Origin of the sequence: Bacillus ectoiniformans (genome assembly GCF_016908875.1) — a bacterium.
GTDB lineage: Bacteria > Bacillota > Bacilli > Bacillales > Domibacillaceae > Bacillus_BX > Bacillus_BX ectoiniformans.
Map to the genome: position 1 here is coordinate 218025 of NZ_JAFBES010000004.1, position 23609 is coordinate 241633.

Annotated in this window: 22 protein-coding genes; 11 read left to right on the forward strand and 11 right to left on the reverse strand. The window is 40.7% G+C overall.

Annotated elements, in window-relative coordinates; all coding sequences use genetic code 11:
- Positions 1-419 precede the first annotated feature (419 nt).
- A complete protein-coding gene (locus JOC78_RS08060; RefSeq protein ID WP_204554000.1) occupies positions 420-1481 on the reverse strand; it encodes an S-layer homology domain-containing protein in 1062 nt (353 codons plus the stop codon).
- 269 nt (positions 1482-1750) lie between these two features.
- Between JOC78_RS08060 and JOC78_RS08065 the strand changes: the two genes are divergently transcribed.
- From JOC78_RS08065 to JOC78_RS08075, 3 genes are all read left to right on the forward strand, one after another.
- Positions 1751-2398, forward strand: a complete 648-nt coding sequence (locus JOC78_RS08065; protein ID WP_204554001.1) for a hypothetical protein — start codon at positions 1751-1753, stop codon at positions 2396-2398.
- A gap of 164 nt (positions 2399-2562) precedes the next feature.
- Positions 2563-3288 (forward strand): response regulator transcription factor, encoded by a 726-nt coding sequence (locus JOC78_RS08070; RefSeq protein WP_204554002.1) that lies wholly within the window; start codon positions 2563-2565, stop codon positions 3286-3288.
- The gene (locus JOC78_RS08075; protein ID WP_204554176.1) at positions 3242-4660 is read left to right on the forward strand and encodes a sensor histidine kinase; all 1419 of its coding nucleotides are present in this window, start codon (positions 3242-3244) and stop codon (positions 4658-4660) included. Before JOC78_RS08070 ends, JOC78_RS08075 begins: the two co-directional genes overlap by 47 nt.
- A gap of 267 nt (positions 4661-4927) precedes the next feature.
- On the opposite strand, the gene JOC78_RS08080 is transcribed toward JOC78_RS08075, so the two are convergent.
- Positions 4928-5083, reverse strand: a complete 156-nt coding sequence (locus JOC78_RS08080; RefSeq protein WP_204554003.1) for a DUF1540 domain-containing protein — start codon at positions 5081-5083, stop codon at positions 4928-4930.
- A 238-nt stretch (positions 5084-5321) separates the two neighbouring features.
- Here JOC78_RS08080 and JOC78_RS08085 point away from each other — a divergent pair, with 238 nt between their 5' ends.
- Positions 5322-5684, forward strand: coding sequence for a PadR family transcriptional regulator (locus JOC78_RS08085; protein WP_204554004.1), 363 nt, complete (start codon positions 5322-5324; stop codon positions 5682-5684).
- Positions 5665-6174 carry a DUF2812 domain-containing protein gene (locus JOC78_RS08090; protein ID WP_204554005.1) on the forward strand — a complete coding sequence of 170 codons (510 nt, stop codon included), beginning with the start codon at positions 5665-5667 and terminating at the stop codon, positions 6172-6174. The genes JOC78_RS08085 and JOC78_RS08090 overlap by 20 nt, the downstream gene beginning before the upstream one ends.
- A gap of 25 nt (positions 6175-6199) precedes the next feature.
- Here JOC78_RS08090 and JOC78_RS08095 read toward each other — a convergent pair whose 3' ends face one another.
- Positions 6200-6709 carry a DUF3231 family protein gene (locus tag JOC78_RS08095; protein WP_204554006.1) on the reverse strand — a complete coding sequence of 170 codons (510 nt, stop codon included), beginning with the start codon at positions 6707-6709 and terminating at the stop codon, positions 6200-6202.
- A 201-nt stretch (positions 6710-6910) separates the two neighbouring features.
- Between JOC78_RS08095 and JOC78_RS08100 the strand changes: the two genes are divergently transcribed.
- Positions 6911-9064 (forward strand): MMPL family transporter, encoded by a 2154-nt coding sequence (locus JOC78_RS08100; protein WP_204554007.1) that lies wholly within the window; start codon positions 6911-6913, stop codon positions 9062-9064.
- Positions 9065-9097: 33 nt separating this feature from the next.
- On the opposite strand, the gene JOC78_RS08105 is transcribed toward JOC78_RS08100, so the two are convergent.
- Entirely contained in the window at positions 9098-9634 is a 537-nt protein-coding gene (locus JOC78_RS08105) for a dihydrofolate reductase family protein (protein WP_204554008.1), read from the reverse strand.
- A 91-nt stretch (positions 9635-9725) separates the two neighbouring features.
- On the opposite strand from JOC78_RS08105, the gene JOC78_RS08110 reads away from it, so the two are divergent.
- A complete protein-coding gene (locus tag JOC78_RS08110) occupies positions 9726-9899 on the forward strand; it encodes a hypothetical protein (RefSeq protein WP_204554009.1) in 174 nt (57 codons plus the stop codon).
- 44 nt (positions 9900-9943) lie between these two features.
- Here the strand turns inward: JOC78_RS08110 and JOC78_RS17720 are convergent, their stop codons facing one another.
- Entirely contained in the window at positions 9944-11221 is a 1278-nt protein-coding gene (locus tag JOC78_RS17720) for a DEAD/DEAH box helicase (RefSeq protein ID WP_338023188.1), read from the reverse strand.
- Between the two features lie 296 nt (positions 11222-11517).
- Positions 11518-12504, reverse strand: a complete 987-nt coding sequence (locus JOC78_RS08120; protein ID WP_204554011.1) for a nuclease-related domain-containing protein — start codon at positions 12502-12504, stop codon at positions 11518-11520.
- A 360-nt stretch (positions 12505-12864) separates the two neighbouring features.
- Between JOC78_RS08120 and JOC78_RS08125 the strand changes: the two genes are divergently transcribed.
- Both JOC78_RS08125 and JOC78_RS08130 read left to right on the forward strand, forming a co-directional pair.
- Positions 12865-13734: a TetR/AcrR family transcriptional regulator gene (locus JOC78_RS08125; protein WP_204554012.1), complete on the forward strand. Its 870-nt coding sequence runs from the start codon at positions 12865-12867 to the stop codon at positions 13732-13734.
- 18 nt (positions 13735-13752) lie between these two features.
- Positions 13753-15363 carry an MDR family MFS transporter gene (locus JOC78_RS08130; RefSeq protein ID WP_204554013.1) on the forward strand — a complete coding sequence of 537 codons (1611 nt, stop codon included), beginning with the start codon at positions 13753-13755 and terminating at the stop codon, positions 15361-15363.
- A 362-nt stretch (positions 15364-15725) separates the two neighbouring features.
- On the opposite strand, the gene JOC78_RS08135 is transcribed toward JOC78_RS08130, so the two are convergent.
- Entirely contained in the window at positions 15726-16841 is a 1116-nt protein-coding gene (locus JOC78_RS08135) for an RNA-guided endonuclease InsQ/TnpB family protein (RefSeq protein ID WP_204554014.1), read from the reverse strand.
- A 227-nt stretch (positions 16842-17068) separates the two neighbouring features.
- Between JOC78_RS08135 and JOC78_RS08140 the strand changes: the two genes are divergently transcribed.
- Both JOC78_RS08140 and JOC78_RS08145 read left to right on the forward strand, forming a co-directional pair.
- The gene (locus JOC78_RS08140) at positions 17069-18211 is read left to right on the forward strand and encodes a SpoIIE family protein phosphatase (RefSeq protein ID WP_204554178.1); all 1143 of its coding nucleotides are present in this window, start codon (positions 17069-17071) and stop codon (positions 18209-18211) included.
- 373 nt (positions 18212-18584) lie between these two features.
- Positions 18585-18848, forward strand: a complete 264-nt coding sequence (locus JOC78_RS08145) for a hypothetical protein (RefSeq protein WP_204554015.1) — start codon at positions 18585-18587, stop codon at positions 18846-18848.
- Positions 18849-19001: 153 nt separating this feature from the next.
- Here the strand turns inward: JOC78_RS08145 and JOC78_RS08150 are convergent, their stop codons facing one another.
- The 4 genes from JOC78_RS08150 to JOC78_RS08165 form a co-directional block, all read right to left on the reverse strand.
- Entirely contained in the window at positions 19002-19847 is an 846-nt protein-coding gene (locus JOC78_RS08150; protein ID WP_204554016.1) for a CheR family methyltransferase, read from the reverse strand.
- A 15-nt stretch (positions 19848-19862) separates the two neighbouring features.
- A complete protein-coding gene (locus JOC78_RS08155; RefSeq protein WP_204554017.1) occupies positions 19863-22556 on the reverse strand; it encodes an ATP-binding protein in 2694 nt (897 codons plus the stop codon).
- 188 nt (positions 22557-22744) lie between these two features.
- Complete coding sequence (locus JOC78_RS08160; protein WP_204554018.1) at positions 22745-22924, reverse strand: YjzC family protein; 180 nt, start codon at positions 22922-22924, stop codon at positions 22745-22747.
- Positions 22925-23138: 214 nt separating this feature from the next.
- On the reverse strand, positions 23139-23405 hold the full coding sequence (locus tag JOC78_RS08165; protein WP_204554019.1) for a hypothetical protein: 267 nt from the start codon (positions 23403-23405) through the stop codon (positions 23139-23141).
- Between the last annotated feature and the right edge of the window lie 204 nt (positions 23406-23609).

A 23609-nucleotide genomic window follows, 5' to 3' on the forward strand; every position in this document is an offset into this window, starting at 1 on the left:
TCGGAGGCAGATGGTGAATCGCCGTTAGAATGGTCGAATTCGCCGTTAGAAACTCAAAAGCCGCCGTTAGATAGCCTGTAGGCTCTTGATCGCGCGATAAAACATAAAAAAATTTGGCGAAAATGAGATTGTTTTTGCCTTTCTATACTAAATGGATCGATTATTGGCTCACTTTTAAGAGGAAAAATTGATATTCATCAGCTTTACACTTAACCAGCCAATCAATTAGCGAAAAGAAACCAATCCGAGTAAAACATATAACTAAAAAACCCAGCATCAATCCTGGGCTTTCTTTAAGAATCCACTTTTTCAGTAACCTCGTGAAACATTGGGGTACCGTTTCAGTCCCCTCGTTCACTTTCTTCCCCAAACTAAATAGCCTGATCTATCCAGCAGATCAGGCTCATTCAAGAATTATATTATCTTTTCACAAACATTTGCGTGTAGTAGGTGCCATAGCTTCCGCCTTTGGCAATGCCGATGCCGATTTCCTTGTATTCAGGGTTCATGATGTTGGCGCGGTGGCCGGGGCTGTTCATCCATCCTTCCATCACGGCGCTTGCTGTTGTGTAGCCTGCGGCAATGTTCTCGCCAGCCATTGTATAGGAAACACCGTATTTCTCCATCATTTCAAATGGACTGCCGTACGTTGGGGAAAAGTGGTCAAAGTATTTCTTTTTCACCATGTCTTCGGATTTTAATTGAGCCACTTTGTCCACATCGTCTGCAAACTTTAAAGGCTGTGCCCCTTTTTTGGCGCGTTCCTTATTCACTAGCAGTAAAATTTCCTGCTCTAATTCAGAGTGGGCTTTCGCAGACGGAGCCGTTGTTTTTGCTCCAGCTACTTTGTCTTTCGTGCCGCCCAGCTTCTCTTCCGGATTCAGATATTTAAGTGCATTACTGATATAAACGGCCATTTGCGAGCGAGTAACTTTAGCATGCGGCTGGAATTGTCCTTTGCTTGTCCCGGACATAATGCCTGTAGCTGCTAATGTATTAATCTCTTTATAAGCCCAATGACTTTTTGGCACATCTTTAAATGATTGTCTTGATTGGCCTTTCAGATCAAATGCCCGAACAAGCACCTTCGCCAGCTGAGCACGATTAATCGATTGCTGCGGGTTGAATTGTGCCGTATCTGCAAACACTCCTTTATTTGTTAATGCCACAATATATGGATAACTTGAAGAGTAAGCAGAAACATCTTTAAACGCTACTGACCCTGTCTTCGCTGTATCGGCCTTGATAGCTTTTGCGATCATCGTTGCTGTTTGTGCGCGAGTGACCGGTGCAGCACCTTTGAATGTCTGATCTCCATAGCCCGTAATAATTCCCTTTTGTACCATTTGCTCGATTTGCTGATGTGCCCAGTAGTTTTCAGGCACGTCTTTAAAAGTAGCCGCATCTGCAGGGGCCGCATATAATCCACCTGCTAGAAGTAAGGAAGCAGCAGTTGTCGAGATTGTAGTAGAAAGTTTCATAGCCGTTCCACCTTTTTCATTTTTATGATGCCTATACTAAACTATTAGCTTATCTCATTCGAACAATGCCAGTAAATCCAATTTTTGTCCTATCTTATTCCCATTCCCCTATATGTTTACATTTCTCGTAAATAGAAATTTTAAACATCTATTTTATTTATTGCAAAATTTATTATTTCTTATTACTTGACATTTACCTGACACATTCCTGCGTTATGTTAAATGTATAAAATTAATCATTGTCTATCCGAACAGGAGGAAATATATAAATGAAGAAAAAAACGATGACTTATGTAATGACAGGCGCCTTATCTTTTAGCATCCTTGGCTCCTCTTCTACGTTGGCTGCTGCCTCCACTTCTTCTAACGGAATGACACCCCATGCAGAAAACAAGACTGTGCCTCATAAGGAAGGACGCCAAATGAAAACGACACGTATAAAAAGCCGCGACTTTTCTGACGTCATACGCCAGCAAGCGGAAGAATTGGGCATCGATACGGAAGGAAAAGACCTCGAAGCTTTAGCAAAAGAAGTTCGTGAAGTCAAAATGAAGCAGCGTGGATCTGCTCCGCACAATCATATGAGCAGAGAAGAAAAGTTACAAAAATGGGCCAGTAACTTAGGAATTGAAACAGCAGGTAAAGAAGCCGATGAACTGTTTGAAGAGATTCTTTTATTCAATCTTCAAAAAGAAACAGCCAGTTTTGGACTCGACCCTGCTGGAAAAGACATAGAGGATTTACACAAAGAAATCCGTCATGAGAAACTCATGCAAACAGCCAAACGATTAAATATTGAGACTGAAAACAAAACCGATTATGAAATAATGAAAGAAATCCGCATTCATCACGGGACAGCCGCCGCTGAGCTTGAAGGGTTCTCTCTTCACAAACGATTATATGGAACTGGAGTATGAATGAAGCTGTCGGATGAGACAGCTTTTTTGTTATGAAAAGTAAGACAAGAACTCCAGGCTGAGTATAATAAACACTGTGATGATCGAGAAATGAGGACAGGTTTTAAGACTAGACTTTTTTAGTTTTCTCCAGATAGTATAATAGCAAAAAAGGGGTGAGATCTATGCCGTTAACCATATTAATTGCTGAAGATGAACCTGCTATCAGTCAGGTGTTAAAGGCTTATTTAGTGAAGGCAGGCTTTCAAGTGGAGCAGGCATTTGATGGCGAACAGGCTTTGCATGTATTCAAAGAAACTGAACCGGCATTAGTCCTGCTTGATGTGATGATGCCGAAAGCAGACGGCTGGACGGTTCTAAAAGAAATTCGTGAAACAAATCGCTGCCCTGTCATTATGCTTACCGCTTTAGGTGATGTGAATTATCGTTTATCTGGGCTGAATGGCGGCGCAGATGATTATATATCCAAGCCATTTATTGGTGAAGAAGTGGTGGCTAGAGTGCACGCGGTGCTGCGGCGCTCGGAAGCAGTTAATGAAGAGAATTCTGCCACGAAATACGGCCACTTGTTTATAGACCGTGACGCTCATAAAGTGACCATCTTCGGTGAAGACATTACTTTAACTCCGCGCGATCTATCCGTCTTATTGTTCTTGTCTTCCCAGCCTAATCGGACATTTACGCGCGAGCAGTTAATTGAACACGTTTGGGGGCAGGATTACGACGGAAGCGACCGAGCAGTGGACTTATCGATTAAACGTTTAAGAAAATCTCTGAAGAAATGGCCTGAATCAGAGGGAGAAATTAAAACACTTCGGGGATTGGGGTATCAATTCTGTGTTTATGAAAAAGAAAAAACGAATTTCCCTATTTCGCTATTGGACCACTAGATACGCAGCCACGTTAGTGATTGGACTGATCGTAATGGCCGCCCTTTCCGCTCTTTGGCTAAGGCACACGACGATTGAAAACCGACTGGAAGTCTCTGAATTCATCGCAGAAGAATTGGCAAACCGAATAGCGGGGAATCAGGAGAATGACGCAGCGCCTTCCGTTGACAAGGATTTGTTAAAAAGCCGTGATCGCTTTTTACAAACTGAACGCCCTCCTTCAATTTATATTACGGATGCAAGAGGACAAGTTCTATCTGCTAATCAGCAAGCCGGACAAATGAACAAGCAATTCTTCTCATTAAAGGTGCTGAAAAAAGATAAGGATGTCCAAAAATTTGAATGGGATAACCATGAAAATACACGATTATACTTAATTAAAAAACCGATTAAAGTGAATGATGTCATTTTCGGCTGGGTGGTTATGTTGCAGCCGGAACATGAACTGATCGATAATCGCGAGGAATATCGCTTCCTAGCGATGGGGATTCTATGCTTCGGCTTACTCGGCTGGGCCGCCATCTACTTTTTATCCAGAAGGCTCTCGAAACCGATTGGTCAAGTCGCAGCCGCTGCTAAGCAAGTGCAAGAAGGCAATTATGACATTCAGCTGCCCGATCAAATGCGAGAACAAGAAGTGTACGACTTGGTCCACTCCTTTAAAGAAATGGCGATGAAGCTTCAGCAATTAGAGGCACTTCGAACCGAATTATTGGCAGGTGTAACGCATGAATTGAAGACACCCGTGACCTCTATCAGCGGCTTGTTGCAGGCTGTCAAAGATGATGTCGTGACGGGAGACGAAGCGAAAGAATTTCTTGAAATATCATTAAAAGAAACGGCAAAAATGCAAAAAATGATTAACGATCTTTTGGAATTCAATTCATTCGCGGCCAACGCTCTGCCTGTAAGTGCTGAGTCTCACTCTGTAAACAAGCTGGTCAGTGACATGGTAGCCCAATGGCAGCTCGGTCAGGACTTAGATGGGACAGCCGCGATTCAGCTTCACGTGCTGAAAGTCGATCTATCCATATGGACAGACTCCATCCGACTGCAGCAGATCCTTGTGAATTTACTCAACAACGCCCTGCAGGCGACAGAAAAAGAAGCAGTCATCGAAGTAAGAATTCGCACGCATTCATCCGGCTATTTAGCGATTGATGTGTCCGATAACGGAACTGGTATTCCGCTTGAAGAGCAGGAATTAATCTTTGAGCGATTCTACCGGGGGGAAGGTAAAAAATATAAAGTGCGCGGCCTAGGCCTCGGCCTCCCCTTTAGCAAATTGCTGGCCAACGCCTTAGGCGGAGATTTAGTGCTGACAGAGAGCAGCCCTGCTGGCACCACCTTTACGATCTTGCTGCCTGTTTAGGGAATTAGTTGCGAGGAGCGTGCGGTGGTTTCTGGTATATTTTAAAAGGTGACGGTATATTCGGAAAGTTGCTGATATATCCCGAAAGTTGCTGATATATCCTGAAAGTTGCTGATAATATTCCGAAAGTTGCCGATATATCCTGAAAGTTGCTGATATAATCCTGAAAGTTGCTGATATATCCTGAAAGTTGCTGATATATCCTGAAAGTTGCTGATAGAACCACATCCAACAAAAAAGACAGCCGCGCAGGCTGTCTTTTTTGTCTTACATTTCAGGTTCGAACGTTTTGCAGTCTGTTTCTTCTACATTTGATGCTTTTTTCCCTTTATGACTGACCACATAGATAGCATCTGCTGAACATTTGTTTCCTTGCTCCCAATACGTACAGTTGTTAACTTCACATAAAACGTCTTTAGCCATGTGTAACTACCTCCCTTTTTCAGATAGTGTAGACCATTTCGCGGAATTAAATACACGCAAGCTCTTAACAAGCCGAGTTCAACCGGCTTATTTATTTTGAATGAAACGACCTATTCTTATTCATTCTTTTTTTCTAACTCTTCTGCTAAAAGAAGTTGATTTTTTTACCAATCAGTCATATTATTATGTTATACGATATATCGCCACACGATATAAAATCACTTATTGGAGTGTAACTATGAATAAAAAAACAGCGGATTCGTTCCTGCCTTTAACCCACACGACCTTCTATACACTCATTGCACTAGAACAGCCGCTTCATGGCTACGGAATCATGCAAAAAGTGGATGAGATCAGCCAAGGAGAAGTAAAGCTTGGACCGGGAACTCTTTATGGGGCGCTCAGCAAGTTAGAAAAGCAAGGGATCATTAGGAAAACTGCAGAATCGGATACTGAAAAAGGTCGGAAATTTTATGCATTGACCGACCTGGGTAAACAAGTCGCTCAATTAGAGTTTAAGCGGCTTTCCGATCTAGTTAGCGCCAGTGAAACTTATATTAAGAAAATTGGGGGAACGTCAGATGGAGAAAAAGGTATTTAAAATTTTTTTAGCTTGGCAGGACCAGCAGGAAGAAAAATGGCTGCGCTTCATGGCTCAGCAAGGCTGGTCTTTAAAAGAATACACTTACTTTCGCTATACATTTGAACAAACAGAACCTCATGACAGCATTTACAAATTAGACTACAAAGCCACCAAAAATAATGATTTAGATGACTACCTTGCTATTTACCAGGATGCTGGATGGGAGCATGTGGCGCAATTTGCTAAATGGCATTATTTCAAAGCAAATGCAGAGACCGCCTTCACAGAAGAGATTTATACCGACAGTGAGTCTCAAGTTCAGAAGTATAAAGGACTTTTAAAAATTCTGTTGCTAATGTTTTTCTCTTTGCTATTTATATCCTTCTCTTTTATTCAGCAAGAAACACCTTCTACGGTTGCTTGGTTTTTCCTCGGGCTGATTGTTTTGTATATCTTCGCAATTATTAATGTGGGGACGAAAATTAAACGGTTAAGAAGAAATGCCTGACCACTCGGCCAGGCATTTTCAACATTTAGGCTTCCACTAATTCACGATTAAGCGGCGGGACCACGATCCAGCCTTTTTCTTTATTTAATTTCAGGAATTGTCCGCCCAATGCGGCTTGTTGCTGATGCGATTGCAGGAATACTGCTGCAATATCTTCACGAGTACACTGGCTCGCTGCTTGACTCGCCATTGTCATACCAGCGGCAATATCACGTGAAATCGCCGCTGCAATTTCAGGATCCTGGAAGCGGGCACCTGCAGGAATGTCTTCAATGTTCGCTTGTGGACGATCCGGTGGCGTAGGCGCTAAACCTACTCCATTTTCTTTCAAAATTTGTTCGTAGGCTTGGCTTTCTTTCTTTCCAAGCTGGATCGCTTCCTCCACTAAACGGCGAAGGTCTTCATCTCCTGCATGGTTCAGCATCGTTTGGTAGCAGGCTGTTAGCGCTTTTGCCGAAAGATCAGCTGACCACACTGCAAATACTTCCCCGTAATGCATCGGTTCATTGGATTGATTTCCGCTTAGAATGCCCATTTGACAACCCCCGTTGTTTTTTTTTGTGCGGTGTTCTTGCTGCACAAAGATTAGAATAGCCATTTTTCACGGCAATATGAGCCGATTTACAAACCACCTTTCTTTACTAGAAGATCAGCTTTTTCCCAAGCATAGTTCATCGTTTTCAAAATTCTTCAAGTAGAGTATGATGGTTTTATGTGAAAAAAAGGAGCTACTGTTATGTTAAGTAAAATTTCTTCATCCATTGTCCGCTTTCCGAAGACCATTCTCTTTATATGGATATTAGCTGTCGGCATCATGGGTTATTTCGCCACCCAGCTTCCCTCCCTGCTTGAAGGAGATGGATTCCGAACAGACGGAGAGTATGAACAAGTACAAAAAGAGTTAGGCAATACGTTTGATTTTCCCGAGTCCACATTGTTTGTTTTATTTGAAAAAAACAAACAATCGGATCAGGCATTCACCAATCAAATACAGGAAACACTAAAAGAAATAGAGGACCTAAAGCTGGCGTCAGACATTCAATCCCCACTTCAAGATCCTGCACTTATAAAGGAAGACTCCGCTTATGCTTTAATCCATTTCAATGAGAGCATTGATGAAATGTCTCCCATTATTGCTGATATGAAAAAGATTACGGAAAAAGAATCAGGAGTTACATTAACCGGAGCTCCTGTTATTTCTGAAGACATTAATAAAGCGAGTCAAGATGACTTAAAACGTGCCGAGTTGATTGGTTTGCCGGTCGCTCTAGTCGTTCTCTTGTTCGCCTTTGGAACGGTCGTCGCATCGATTTTGCCTTTAATCGTTGGTGCGGTTACAATCATCATCGCATTTGGAGTTCTTACTTTTATTGGCAAGCAAGTAGACCTTGCTATCTTTATTTTGAACATTGCGCCGATGGTAGGACTCGCTTTATCCATTGACTTTTCTTTGCTGTTTATTAACCGTTTTAAAGAAGAACTGGAAAAGCAATCAAAAGAAAAAGCGCTTATCACAGCGATTCATACAGCCGGACATTCGATTCTGTTCTCGGCAGTCTGTGTATTTATCGGCCTTGGTGCTATGCTCGTCATTGATATTGATATCTTTAAAAATGTGGCGATTGGCGGCATGGTCGTTATCTTGATCGCTGTTTTAGGGTCGCTGACTCTTCTGCCTGCTTTACTTTACTTAGCTGGTTCATCCATTAATAAATGGCGGATTATTCGTACGGACCGCAGCAGCAATGACCGCTGGCGTACATTTTCCGGTCTTGTTATGAAGCGCCCAGTGATTGTGGCTCTTACAGCCATCGCGATCTTAGTTGCTGGCATACTTCCGGTCAAAGATATGAACCTTTCGATACCGACATTTGAAGCATTGCCAAAAAGCTTCGACTCACGCACAGCTTTTGAAAAAATTGAAAAAGAATTTATGCAAGAAAATAAAAGTACAGTGTATGTGATCGCAGAGCGTGAAGGCGGCTGGCTAAATGAGGACGGCCTCAAACAAATGAAAGAGCTTGAAGACTCTTTTACGAAGAATGACAAAGTCACTGAAGTTGATTCTTTATTTTCAATCAGCAAAATGACTGATCCAAAACAGTTGACCGCCTCACTTGAGCAGCCGCAAGTTCGCAGCCAGCTGGATCCTGCCATCGATCAATTTATTCAGAAAGATCAGCTGCTTTTACCTGTTCACTTGAACGTCGAGGCAAGCTCGGATGCAGCTCAAGATCTCATGCGCTCATGGAAAGAACAAGACTGGCCGGTTGACCTAATGTTTGGCGGACAGCCGAAGTTTAATCAGGAAATCTATGATGAAATTTACGATAAAGTCGGTCTAGCTGTCGCGATTATTTTAATCTCGACCTTCTTCATTCTAATGTTGGCCTTCCGTTCGATCATCATTCCGTTGAAGGCAATCATCATGAATGTAGTCGGACTGACTTCTACATTCGGTATTCTTGTTTGGGTCTTTCAAGGCGGACATTTCGGATTGCATGAATCGGATATCTCATTAGTTCTGCCAGTGCTCGTATTTAGTCTCGTATTTGGGTTAAGTATGGATTATGAAGTATTTTTAATCTCCAGAATCCGCGAATATTATTTACAGACTGGGGACAACACATATTCAACCGTCGAAGGACTGGCGAATACAAGTAAAATTATTACGTCCGCAGCCTTAATCATGATCGTCATCACCGGCGCGTTCGCCTTTACCGGCATCGTACCTGTTAAGCAAATTGGTATCGGCATTGCTGTAGCCATCGCTATCGACGCGACGATCATCCGGCTTCTGCTCGTTCCAAGCTTGATGAAATTGCTTGGCGATTGGAATTGGTGGTTTCCATTTGGCTCTCGGAAGAAACGCTCATTGGAACATGAATAACAAAAAAAACGAACCTGCGCAAGGTTCGTTTTTTTATGTGCGGATCCGTTCGTAATGATGCTGAATGAACTGTCCAAATGCCTTAGTTGATTTTAACTCAAGCTTCACTTCTGTATTTGTCGGATGAAACAAAGGAATTCCCTCACCAAGAATAACCGGTGCGATCGTAACAATGTACTCGTCCACCAGGTTCTCTTCCATAAATGACTGCAACAGTTTCGCACCGCCCACCAGCCAAATATCTCTGCCTTCCTGACTTTTCAGCCGGCTGACTAAATGATCTACCGGTTCATTAATAAATTGAATGTTTGGATCACTCAAACCGCTTTTTGAAGTGAAAACATACGTTTCTTTGTCGGCATGAGGATAGTTTCCTCCAGTCAATTCCAGCACGTGATCGTACGTTGACTTCCCCATCATGATCGTATCCACTGTTTTATAAAAATCAGTGAACCCATTGTCACCTTCTCCTTCGACTTCATTCAGCCAGCTGATATCGCCATCCGACTTGGCAATATAGCCGTCGAGACTTGCGGCAATAAATAGGACAACCTTTCTTTCTTCTACCATAACATTCACTCCTTCCGCTTGTAATGTACTTTCCCTTTTTTCTTTTTTCACTTATACTGAATAGATCCTAACTTAAAGGAGTTGATCTAGGATGAGCGAAAATAATTCTAAAAAAATGACCCAGCAAGAAGCGGCCAGACAGTTGCTGTTAAAGAAAAAACAAAACGGCGGCAAGACTTCATTAAATGGCAGCACCGAGACAAAAAAACTGTCTAATCAGCAAACAAAAAAAGCGAATAATCAGCGCCGTCGTACAGGCGTTTAAATGAAAAAACAAGGGCTGCAACTATGCACAGCACTTGTCTTTTTTTATTTGGACGTACGTCCTCTGCGGTTTGAAGATCCTCGCTTAGCTCCGGTTCCTCTTTGCCCCCGCTTATTCCGCTCAATATTTTCTTCACGCTTTTGCTTCGGATCTACTTTTTTCTTCCTGTCTGGATTTGCCGGCCGGTCAGCCACTTTCGCCGGATCAATTTCCACAGCTTTTCGCTCGATCTTCATATCAATTCCAGCTTCAATCATTTGTATATCCTGTTTGTCTTTTGGTGCGACAAACGTGATGGCGACACCGTCTTCGCCCGCACGCCCCGTTCGGCCGATTCGATGAATATAACTTTCCACATCTTGCGGGATGTCATAGTTAAATACATGTGTGACCCCTTCTACATCCAGACCTCGAGCTGCTACATCCGTCGCTACTAACAGCTGAATTTTCGCATCGCGGAAACGCTTCATGACACCTTCCCGCTTCGCTTGCGACAAGTCCCCATGGAGTTCATCGACATTATAACCTTTATATTTCAGTTCACTATACAGCTTGCTGACTCTTCGTTTCGTCCGGCAAAAAATGATCGCTAAGAATGGATTCATTTCATCAACTGTTTGTGACAACGCTTCAAGCTTTTGACGATCCGTCATCTCAACCACAAGTTGCTTAATTTCCTGTACCGTTCTTTCTTTATCACGCACACGAATATTATGTGCCTCTTTCATATAACGCTTCGCTAATTTTCGAACATCCTTCGAAATCGTCGCCGAAAATAGAGCGGTTTGTCTCGTAAATGGTGTCTCCCGGATGATATCTTCCACTTCATTAATGAATCCGAAATGAAGCATTTGATCCGCTTCATCCAGTACAAGCATCGACACAGATGTTAAATCGATCGTGCCTCTGCCTACATGGTCAAGCAACCGGCCCGGTGTCCCAATCACAATTTGTACGTTATGGTTAGCTAACCTCTTAACCTGCTTATCTACATCCTGCCCGCCGTATACCGCCAGCGCATGAATCTGCTCGTTCCCTTCCACTAACTGATTTAACTCAGCCGTGACTTGAAGCGCTAACTCTCTGGTCGGCGTTACGATCAGCGCCTGCACCTCCGCTTGATCGGGATCAATCTTTTCAAGAATCGGCAGCAAAAACGCAAATGTCTTCCCTGTACCCGTCTTCGCCTGCGCAATCACATCTTGTCCGTTCAATAAAACCGGTATCGTTTCTGCTTGTATCTCTGTCGGGGAAGTAATGTTCTGTTCCTGTAATTTTTGAACAAGCTCATCACGAATCCCAAGTGTTGTAAAATTATTCACTACGGTCACCTCTTTGCTCTATTATACCCTTTAACAGTGGAAGATTGCGATATATCGGTGATTAGCGGCGAAAATTCCAGTGAATTGTGATGGACCTTAAGATACGGTGGAGAAGTTTCAAGGGATTGCAGTTTCAAAAGCGGTTTTAATGGTATATCAGCAACTTTTCCACTTATATCGGCAACTTTCGTAACATATCAGCAACTTTTCCACCTTTATCAGCAACTTTCACAATATATCGGCGACTTTGAAGCTTTTATCAGCAAGTCAAGAAAACAATCCCAATGCTAACTTAATTAATTATGATTTTTAATTCGTTCTTGATAAAACCTGTTTAATTCATATATTTGTCCTTTATTAGCTCCTAAAAAAGGCAAGTCCAATGTCTGTAGTAATCTCTTTGTTAGACAAGGAGAAGAAATTCGTAAAAACTCCCGAGCTTCTGCATTGGTTATTGTCATCCCCAAAAGAAGTGAGTAATCAAATAAAGCTGCTAAGTGAGAATCTTTATTTTTAAATGAGCAAACTGGACATATCCAGTTTCCATATACTCTTTCCATAGGCAGGTGTGCGCAATTTGGGCAATGCACTCCTTTAATTATTTCTGACTGAAGTATCTTATACTGCTCTAGCACAGGATCGTCCTTTGGCACGTGGTGGTTGATCATGTATCGACCTAGCTTCTTTATTTGTTTTTGATCGAGAATATTTTTTGAATGAAGAGATTCGATCGTTTTGATTTTCGTTGGCAGATAATTTCCATGGAGAACTTTTTGATGGAGATGAGTGGATGAGGAGCTGATGCGTGTCGCAGGGTGACTGATCACAACGAATGAAAGAATGGGGATTTCCGGGAAACGGTGTTTTCTACACCAATTACCCAACTCCTCTTCCTGCCGGCTCGCTTGCAGTATTGGATCAGCCAATGTCATCTCCTCTCCATCTTTTGTGCGAATCAACTGATTGTATTCACGATCAAAAAATAGCGTCCCGGCCATATTTTTCACTTCTAATATCAAAATAAACCTGGCACAAATCACTATGGTATCCATTTGAAAATAGTGTTGTTTTCCTTTGAGGCGAGTGGAGTGAAGAATCGAATAGGTTTTTTCATCTAGATAGCTTAGTGGAAAATCAATCGCTTGTTCTCCTCTGTAACCGGCTATTTGTTTACGAAGATTTTCTTGAATGAATGGGTATTGAGGATGATCCGGAGGAAGTCTGCGAAGTAAAGCTTGACACTTTAGAATGGATAGGGGAATTTCTCGTTCTTTAATGATCATATGTTACTCCTTTCCGATAGTTCTTTATAAATTTCTGCATGTTTAGATAATCTCCTTCCTATTAAGTGCTAACACTTGAAACAAAATAACCGATTTTTGTAATGGTTAACATTCTAACGGCGGATTCGTGAGTTCTATCGGCGGCTTTTCGATTTCTATCGGCGGCTTTGGACTTTCTATCGGTTATTCCCCGAGTTCTAACGGCGGCTTTGCTTTTTCTATCGGCGATTCGCCCATTCCCCTACCATCCCCATCATCTATTGACGCCCTCCTAAAAATAGATTATGATTCTACCTACGACCCATTAGTTCTAATAATGACTATATAGTTCTATACATAGATTCAAGGAGGCAATAGGTAATGATGGAAACGAAAGAACGCCTGATTCTCGAAGTGGCGATTAAGCTTTTTTCGATGAAGGGGTATCATGATACATCTATGCAGGAGATTGCGGAGGAGTGCGGCATTTCCAAGGGCTCCTTATACAAAGCATTTGCTTCTAAAGAGGAATTGTTCATCGATATTTTTGTATATTATCATGATTCCATGTTTGAAAAGGCGAAAGGAATTTCTAGCAATGTCACCCTCCCGCCTAAAGAGAAGTTAATGAAACAAATCAGTCTTCAAGTATCAGATATCATCGAGAAAAAAGATTTTATCTTACTATTTTTCAAGGATGTTCCTATTAAAGATAAGGAAAAAATCAAACCGATTATGCAGCGGATGAAAGCTCGCATACTGCTGTGGCAAAAGAATCTTCTTCTAGAGACGTTCGGTTCTGACATCGAGCCTTATAGCTGGGATCTAGTCATGTCTCTTCAAGGAATGATGAAGGAATTCCTATTCATTTCATTTGAAATCGATCATTTCTATGACAGTGACCATTTGGCCGAACAGCTGATTAACAAAATTGAAGCGATGATTCGCCACTTACAAGCTGAACAGCCTGTTCCTTTATTGACCGATTTTATGATGGAAGATTTCTTAAAAACAGAAGCATCAACCAGGCTAAAAGAAGAAAAAATTGCGCAGTCACTTGAAGAGTTAAGAGTAAAAGTTCAGTGCACAGAAAATCAGCAGTTTATCGATTCACTTGCATTAATTGAAGCAGAACTCAACAAAGACCAACCGAAATTGTTCTTAATAGAAGCCTTGCTCATTTATATGGAAAAGGAATCCACCCTTACATTCCCGGCAAAAAAATTAACCAATTTGCTATTTAATCGCTAGCACAAGGAGGAAACATTCTTGGAACATTTAGAACCAAAGCAAAAAGCCTCGATTATGATCGCAGTCATGGCGGCCATGTTTTTCGCGGCAATTAATATGACCATTGTCGGGACGTCACTTCCAAAAATCATTGCCCAAATTGGCGGCATGGAGTATTTCGACTGGGTCTTTACCGTCTACATGCTTACTTCCACAATCACAGCCATGTTAGTTGGAAAACTTTCCGATATTTACGGACGAAAAGTATTTATTTTAATTGGAATTGGCATTTTCATGATAGGCGCGTTTTTAAGCGGAACATCAGAAACCATTATTCAGCTTGTCATTTACCGGGGAATTCAAGGGCTAGGGTCGGGTATGATTATGTCCTCTGCTTTCACGACGGTTGCCGATTTATTTGCTCCTCGTGAACGCGGCCGCTGGCAAGGGGCGCTTGGTGGAGTGTTTGGGTTATCCAGCTTGTTCGGTCCAACACTCGGAGGGTTTATTGTGGATAACTACGACTGGCATTGGGTATTTTGGATTTTCCTTCCGATCGGTTTTGTTGCTTTTGCGATGATCTGGCGTCTCTATCCAGCTCATGTTCGCCAAGGAGAGAAAGAACCAGTCGATTATCTTGGATCTTTCACTTTAACAATTATGATTATTTCTCTGCTGCTCGGCTTTACGTGGGCTGGCAACGAGTACGAGTGGACGTCTGTTCAAATTATTGGGCTCTTCTCCGTCACAGTGATTTCACTTCTTGCTTTCATTTGGATTGAATTGAGAGCGAAGAGTCCGGTGCTTCCGCTTCATTTGTTCAAAAATGGTGTGTTTACCGTATCGAATATCGCCGGTATGCTGCTTGGCATGGGAATGTTCGGAACCATTATGTATGTTCCCTTCTATGTTCAAGGGGTTCTCGGGCGCTCGGCTACTGTCGCTGGACTGGTCGAGATGGTTATGACTGTTTCGATGGTGCTATCGAGTATTCTGATCGGAAACTTAATCACGAAGACTGGCAAGTATAAAATTTTTGCACTGACTGGTTTTGTGATCATGGCCACAGGTTTATTCTTGAATTCTACGCTTCATCCAGACTCACCAATGTGGCGCATTATTGTTCAGCTGATGATCGTTGGAGTCGGTCTCGGCATGAATATGCCCGTTTTCAATATTACCGTTCAAAATGCGGTCAGCCATAAATACTTAGGCGTCGCAACTGCGGCAATGCAAACCTTCCGTCAAATTGGCGGAACGATCGGTGTAGCTATTCTTGGTTCTGTCATGGGTCACTTAATGGAAAATAAATTGAAAGAAACAGCTGTTCAGCCGTCTTCCGCACCTTCACCTGAAATGGAGCAGTCACTAGGTGCATTAAAAGATCCTCAAGTATTAATGAACGCTGATAAATTAGCAGACATTCGCGCAGATCTTCCAGCGGAGATGACCGGCTTATTCGATCAAATGATTAACCTGTTAAAAGAAGCTTTAAATTATGCCTTAACCGGTGTTTTCACCGTTAGTGCGTTTATTGTGCTAGCCGCTCTGTTCACCACTTTCTTCTTAAAAGAACTTCCGCTTCGAAGCTCTAATTCGGAGAAAGAACCGGAGCACGCCGCCCATTTACAGCCTGCAGAAAGTAAATAAGTGATTCGAGAGGTTGCTTTCATAAGTTCAGACTTATGAAAGCAACCTTTTTATTTATGCTAGACTTCATAGATCTGTCTCCCCTAAATCAAGTCATATTTCACCCTTCATTTTTCCCTCTATAGTATAATGTAAAAAAATACATACATGTCCGTTAGGGAGCAGTGAAGATCAACGCCCCACCACTAAACTACCTGGCGGCCTGTTTGAAGTGAGGGCTTGCGTCTGTCGGAGTTCGACAGTGCTTCTACCCTCGCAGAGAGCAACTACGCTTGTTCCTACCCAGCAGTACAGACGGCGTGAGCCTCCTGCCTTCGAGTGGTGGAACATAAGGACGGCTGACTTCGCCCCTACCGCAAGAGTCATGCTCTTTCGGCAACTACACCAATATGCTCGATTCCTTTACGGTGTAGATTCATTGCACCAATTCGGTCATCATTCGAGTGATATTGGCAACTTTTACACTTAAATGTGTGGCGTTTTTTATTACGATTTGCTTTTTCAATATGTCCACACTTAGGACAAGTTTGAGAAGTGTATGTTGGGTCTGCGACCATTACCTTCTGTCCATTCAATTCTGCTTTATACTCAAGCATTTGACGGAATTGATAGAAAGCCCAAGACACAGAAATGTAGCGGTTTTTCACCCGTACTTTTTCAGTGGCAAAACGAACACCAGTTAAATCTTCTAAAACAAACAGGGTACCTCTAGGATACTTATCAACGAGTGCCTTTGTCACTTGATGGTTTACATCAGTGACATAACGGTTTTCTCTTGAACCGATTTGTTTTAGTTTCTTACGAGCAGATGGGGTTTGTCGCATTTGTAACTGCTTACGAGTGGCTTTAAATGTACCACGCTTATGTTTGACAAGATGTCCATTGTAAAAAGTGGTTTTACCTTGACTATCATAAGTAGCCGCAAGAAAGTTAAGGCCTAAATCAACACCAACAATGTTGTTTACATTGACAAAATCTAACTTTTGATACTCTTTTGTCATGGGGATGTGTAAGAACCATTTCTTGTACTTATGCACTAATTTAGCCGTGCCGAATTTCCAAGTGCCATTGAAGTATTTCTTCATAGCCTTTCGCTCAAAATTTAGCTTTAAACGACCATCAAGTGTGTTCACGCTAAATTGATTTTGGGTTAATGAGTAATCACGGTTCCACACAAGATCATATTCTGGACGTTTAAATTCAATCAAAGACCATTCGTGTCCATTTGATTTGGCTGACTTGTAACGTGCGATGACGGTTTTCATCACAGATTGAGCCATTTGACTTTTTAGATCAAATAGATTGCGTAATGGTTTATAGTACAATTCATTAAGTTTTACTAGGTTTAAATTTTTCGTTTCGAATATGTGTTTGGATAACCAGTTACAAGCCTGACGAAAAGCATTCGTTGTTATGTTTAAACTTTCAGCTTGGTCTTTAGAAACATAGATTTGTATTTTTGCAGTAATTGTAGACATTCATTCCACCACCTTTCACCAACTAAATTATACCAAATTTTTTAGTGAAAATTAAATAACTGAAATATAGAAAGGAGGGGCAAGGTGGAAGTTTCAGATACTTAATATGGTACAAAATCTTACAATTTTTTATGTACCATTTCATATCTGACGGCCATTCCTCCCCCACTTACCGTTGGGCTACGCCCTTCACACGCTTGAAGTGGGGATATCCTTGCCATTTTTTGATGAAAATTGTGATTGTCGACGATAATAAAGTGAATATTTTTGTCATTGAAAAAGTATTAAAGCAAGCTGGTTATGAGGATTGTGTGTCACTTTCATCTGCTTCAGAATTGTTTGATTACTTAAGGCTAGATTCTGAGCCAGTAATCACCCCTGATGTAGACTTAATTCTGCTCGATATCATGATGCCGATAACGGATGGAATCGAAGCCTGCCGCAAGATCCGAACCTATGATCATTTAAAAGATATTCCGATTATTTTTATTACAGCGCTTGAAGATAATAAGAAGCTGGCAGAAGCATTAGATGCCGGCGGTCTTGATTACATAACAAAGCCGATCAATAAAACGGAATTGATCGCCCGAATCGGGGTGGCGCTGCGCCTTAAAAAAGAACGGGATTGGCATATTGAACAAGAGAAAAAGTTAATGAATGAATTAGACTTGGCGATGCAAATTCAGAGAAGTCTTCTAAATCCGCCAGTACAAGATAAAAATATCTCTATTCAAGTATCACATTTACCGTCTAATAAGCTGGCTGGTGATTTATATTATTGGCACAAGTTCGAGGATGGAAGTTACGGGATTATTTTGCTGGATATGATGGGCCACGGCATTTCATCTTCTCTAGTATGCATGTACATTTCCTCTGTTCTTCGAGATTCGATTAACAAAACGAGAGATCCTAAGCTCGTGATGGAAGAATTGAACAGATATATGCTGCTCTTGTCCAACAAACATAACTACCCGGATTATTATTTTACCGCTATTTACACCATTATTGATCCTGCCAACAAAACCGTGGAATTCGTCAATGCAGGTCATCCTTCCGGCTATATGCTTGTCGACAATGAAGAGTGTGTAGAAATGCAAAGAAACAGCTGTGCTATCGGATTTTTTGAGGAAATGAGAATTGAAACAACGAAAATTACGTATCAAGACCATGTCCAGCTGCTGCTGTTTACAGATGGCGTTTATGAAATCAACCGAAAAGACGAAGATCAAATGTTAGATAAATTAAAGAGCATTGCATCTAATAAATGGACGAGCCAAATCATTTCCCCGATTAACTTTATTTTGTCAGAAGAACAGACTGCTCAGCAAAATGATGATATCTGTATTATGATGATACAGGTTCAAGCGTAAAAAATCGTGTCGCACTTCGTTCTAAAATAAGTTATAGGCCAAATCGTATTATGATTTGGCCTATTGTTATTAACAGCCAAGCTTTGTAAATATCTAAAAAAACATTTGTAATTTTATGTTAAAATCAAACTAATGATTCGACGTGTTTTAATCGTTTTAATATGGAGGTAATCAAATGAACAAACCTGTATTAAGAGACGTAAAAACCATCCTCGGCTTCATCACTTCTTTCTTATTAGCAATCAGTGGTATTCGTTGTCTTTTCTTTTATACTAACCTTTTTAAGTGTAAGAAGAGCAGACCTAGTGTATAGAGAAAATAGTAATTAGAACCGTTGAATAAGAAATTCAATCTATTATAATGGGGAAATTTAATGAATAAAAAATTAACTGATATTTCAGTCGTCTTTTTGGGAATATGTATTGTTTTAAGCTCTTGGCTTATTTCTAAATCATTAGCTGAAAATAACACCCAAAATGATTTTATTGAGCAAGACAGGTATGAATTTCTTATACCAAATGATCAAAACATAATCATATTCGATAGAGAAACGGGTGAGTATTGGCGAAAATTTATTGCACCTAACGAGGGACCGACAGAATGGGAAAAGCAAGAATCTCCTATTACAACCAAATAAAAATCTTAGACATATATGCATTTGTCTAAGATTCTGCCTACAAAAAATCAGCTCAGAGCTAGTAACTCTGAGCTTTTTTGCACTAAAAGATTTAACCTATGCTACTTTCATATTCTACTAATAACAGACCTAACCTTCCTTTAATTGACGCACCTATTTTTTACGATAGATTTTTTGAAATCCGCAAAATTCCTCATATGCTTCTCCGTATTTGGAAAAACGCAGAGATTCCTTAATGCCAAGTCCTAAAAATCCTCCATCTGTTAAACTCGAATAAAACAGGTCATGAACTTTGTTTTGGAGCGGGACAGTGAAGTAGATTAACACGTTTCGGCATAAAATTACGTGAAATTCATTAAACGACTGATCCGTCACTAAGTTATGCTGGGCGAAGTGTATTTTTTTCAGTAAGGCTGGATCTAAATAGGCAAAGTGCTCATCTGTTGTGTAGTATTCAGATAAAGAGTGCTTTCCGCCTGCTAAGAAATAATTCTTTGTGTAATCCTTCATTTTACTTATTGGAAAAACACCTTGCTTCGCCACATTCAAAACCGCTTCATTCATGTCTGTCGCATATATTCTAGCTTTATGAAATAATCCTTCTTCCTGAAGAAGAATGGCCATCGAGTACACTTCTTCTCCAGACGAACAGCCTGCATGCCAGATTCTGATTTCATCTAATTCAGCAAGCACCGGAATCACGTTCTCTCTAAAGGAATGAAAGAACGCAGGATCTCGATACATTTCTGTGACATTGATGGAAAAATCATTTAGGACTTTCTCAAGAAAAGCCGGTTCATTTATGACCTTTTCTAATAACCTAGTCACCGATGGGAGCTTTTCCACTTTCATCCGGTGCTGCACTCTTCTCGTAATGGAAGAGCGCATGTATTGACGAAAATCAAATCCGGATAAACGGTAAATCCCCTGGAGCAATAAATCAATTTCTAAATCTACTTTCGGGTCTTTTTCATCCTCATGTAATTCTTCATTAAACATTTCTTCGATCCTCACTTACTCTGATAGCCATACTCTCATGACGGAAAGGAGCTGATCCATTTTCAGCGGCTTGCTGACATAATCGGATGCCCCTGCTGCTAAACATTCTTCCCGGTCTTTTTTCATGGCTTTCGCCGTTAAAGCAATAATCGGCGTTTCTGTTAAATGATATTCTTCCCTAAGCCTGCGCATCGTTTCATATCCATCCATCTCTGGCATCATAATATCCATTAATATAATGTCTGGCACTTCGTTATTCTCCAATTGCTTCAAGCATTCCATACCATTAATAGCCGTTTGTACATTCATTCCTTGATGCGTCAGCGCTTTTTCTAACCCGTAAATGTTGCGGTAGTCATCGTCGACAATTAATACGCTTTTGCCTTTAAAAGGACCATTCTTATCACTTTCAACCGGCAGAGCTTCTTCTTCAGATAATTCGACTGGAATTTCCGGCTCTGCTGCAATCATTTCTTTAGCAGCCGCTGCTTCTGCCATGGCTTTGTCTACATCAAACGCTTCTTCTAAATGAGGAATAGTGAGTGTAAACGTGCTTCCTTTTCCTACTTCACTGTGGAGAGTAATAGTTCCATTTAGCAATTTAACAAACTCACTGCAGATGGACAATCCAAGTCCCGTGCCGCCAAACTTTCTGACAGTTGCTCCTTCCCCTTGCTGGAACGCTTCAAAAATTAACTCGTGCTTCTCTTTTGGAATACCTATTCCTGTATCGCTAATCTTAATTTCAATCGCTTTGTTCATTTGATTCGAATTTTGAATAGTAACCGCCACTTTACCTTTTTCCGTAAATTTAAAAGCATTGGAAAGCAGATTTTTTAAGATTTGATTCAGACGTTTTTCATCCGTTTGAATGACGTCAATCAATTGCGGGTCTGCTGATACTTCTAATTCAATGCCATTCTTCTCAGCTACATGGGAGAAATGACGCTCAATATAAAGTGGAATCTCGTGAACGAATACTTCATCTAAAATAATATCTAATTTCCCTGCTTCCACTTTAGAGAGATCTAAAATTTCATTGATTAAATTAAGCAAATCCTGCCCCGATGAATGAATTACTTTAGCAAACTCTTTTTGCTCTTCGGTTAAATTCTCATCTGAATTCTCTTCTAGCATCTCCGATAGAATCAAAATACTGTTTAGCGGAGTTCGCAGTTCATGAGACATATTTGCCAAAAACTCAGACTTATAAGCAGAGCTTTTTTCTAAAAGATTCGCTTTTTCTTCTATATCACTTTTAGCTTTCAGCAATTCGGCAGATTTTTCTTCTGCTTCATGATTCCGATTTTCCAATTGCTCATTAATCATTTGCAGTTCTTCGGATTGCATTTGCAGTTCTTCTGACTGTGTCTGTAATTCTTCTGACTGAGCTTGCAGCTCTTCGGTCATCGCTTGAGACTCGCTTAGCAGCTTTTCGATCTCCATTTTGCCCAATACTCCATTGATCGTCATACCGACAGACTGCGTCACTTCTTGTACAAATTGCTGCTGCAGAACTGTATATTCATTGAGACTCGCAAGCTCGATTACGCCGATCACTTCGTTTTCAAATAGAAGCGGGGCAATCATAATACTCTTCGCTTGTCCATCCTTAATTAGACCAGAAGAAATCACATTAAATTCATTTTTATTTTCAATGACAATCATTCGTTTTTCTAAAGCCGCCTGGCCGATCAAACCTTCGCCAAGTCTAAATGATTCCTTCCCAATAGATGAGTCGGCATATGCTCCTCTTTTTACATACTCATCCATGTTTAACGCTTCTTGAATATACATAACCCCATAAGTCGAATTAGTCAAACGGGCGAGTTCTGCAATAAATGTATTAGAAAGCACATCAATATAAGCTATACCTTGATTTTTATTTAATACTTCATTCGTGCTCTCCTGCAGCCAGTTACGGTCTTCCATCACCTGCAGCATTCGATTCGTTTCTTCTGCCAGATCTTTAATTTCATCGTTAGACTTCACTTCAATTCGTTTCGATAAATCTCCGCCAGACGTGATATTTCTAATACGATTAGTAACGTCGCCAACCGTTCTAATAATTGAGTTTGATACACCTAAAGCCATTGCTACCGCTATAATAAATGCCAATAATACAGAAATATACATAATTCTTGAGACCAAATTATTTTGCTCATTTAGCTGCTCCGCACGGGAATGAGTATAATCAATTTCAATCGTTCTAAAATCATTTAGCTGACTGCGGATGTTGGCAATTTGTCTTCTGCCCTCATCCACTTTAAACATTTCGTTAATGGCTGATTCCTGATTCCTCTTCTTGAACTCTATTTTTGGATCTCCGGTCGTTTCAACCCACTCTTTAATGCGTGTATGAATACTCTCGATCCGTTTAACTTGAGAAGGATTGTCGCCTACTAAGGTGGATAAGCTAGCTAAATTAGTTCTCCAGCCAATTTCTGCCTGTTCATATGTTTCTAGATATTGCTCATCACCAGTAATTAAATAAGCTCTCTGACTAGCCACCATATCAAGCACATGTTTTTCTACTTCATTCGTTTCTTGAAGCACATTAATGTCATGATCTATAATAAAATTACGTTCTTTTTGCATATCACTCACTTGGTGATTAATTAACACAACAATCAATATGAGACTGCAAATGATAATCGCGTAGCCAGCAATAATCTTAGAACGAATCCCTATTCTCCTGCTTGTCTCCATCGCTTCTCTACTCTTCCCTTCTTCGCTTTTCTATCTTTCATTATATAACAAAAAGCAAAGAAAGACGCATTTTATTTATACAAACCCTTTACAAGTATTGACCAATCATTATAATTTTTATGAAAATTCGACACTTTTCGTCAACACCTAAAAAAACTGCCGGGACATCTCCGGCAGTTTTTCGTGAATTAAGGTTTACGCTGATGCATCCAAACACGATTTTGATTAGTCGTCGCAGGAAACTCATCTCCCGCTTCAAGTTTAATCTTTTGCGGATTGTTCACTGTACTTCCCGTCTCGCCAATTTCCACATAAAACCCGTTATTCGGCGCCTTTTGCCCAGGCTTAAACTGATGATTTTGCCCCATCGATCTCACTCCTTTTAAGTAAATAGGAACATCATTAGCTTTTCCGAATACGCGTGGATTTATTATGACAAAATATATACTATAACTGTTCTGAAAACGAAAATTTCCCGGGAAAGTGTCGAAATTAGGTGGTGGCATAGAAAATAACCTGAACTGTGAAAAAAGTAAACAAAGACCTCTGTTTAGCTCACTTCACAGACAGGTATCTTGAGCACTATCCTGGTATTTCTCTTAAACGATCGGTAATTTCCATAAACCATTCTTTTTGATTTAAATCGACCGCCAGCCTCGCAAGTTCAAGTAAATCTTCAGTGTTTAATTCATCTTCTAAAGCCACTAATCGATGATAGCTGTACTTATGCTTTCCATCTGGCTTGCCATTTTCAATGACGTACACAATCGCTCCATGATAACTTGCCTCTAACACAAAGCCCACCGCATTTTTGCTTTTAATTTTCACCCATACCCCAGGTTTAATCATATCATTTCCCCCATATCCCACCTTTTTACAGGGTATTTTTCCTCCACCGGCTATGAAAAACTATGTACTTCTATACTATTCAGCGCAGCGAGTGAATGACCAAGAAATGAGGAAATTCGTTGTTGATTAATTTGGCATAAAAAAGAAGGGGTCAAAATTTAGACCCCTTCTCGCTCGGTTATTTGAGATGTTCTTCCTGTAAAG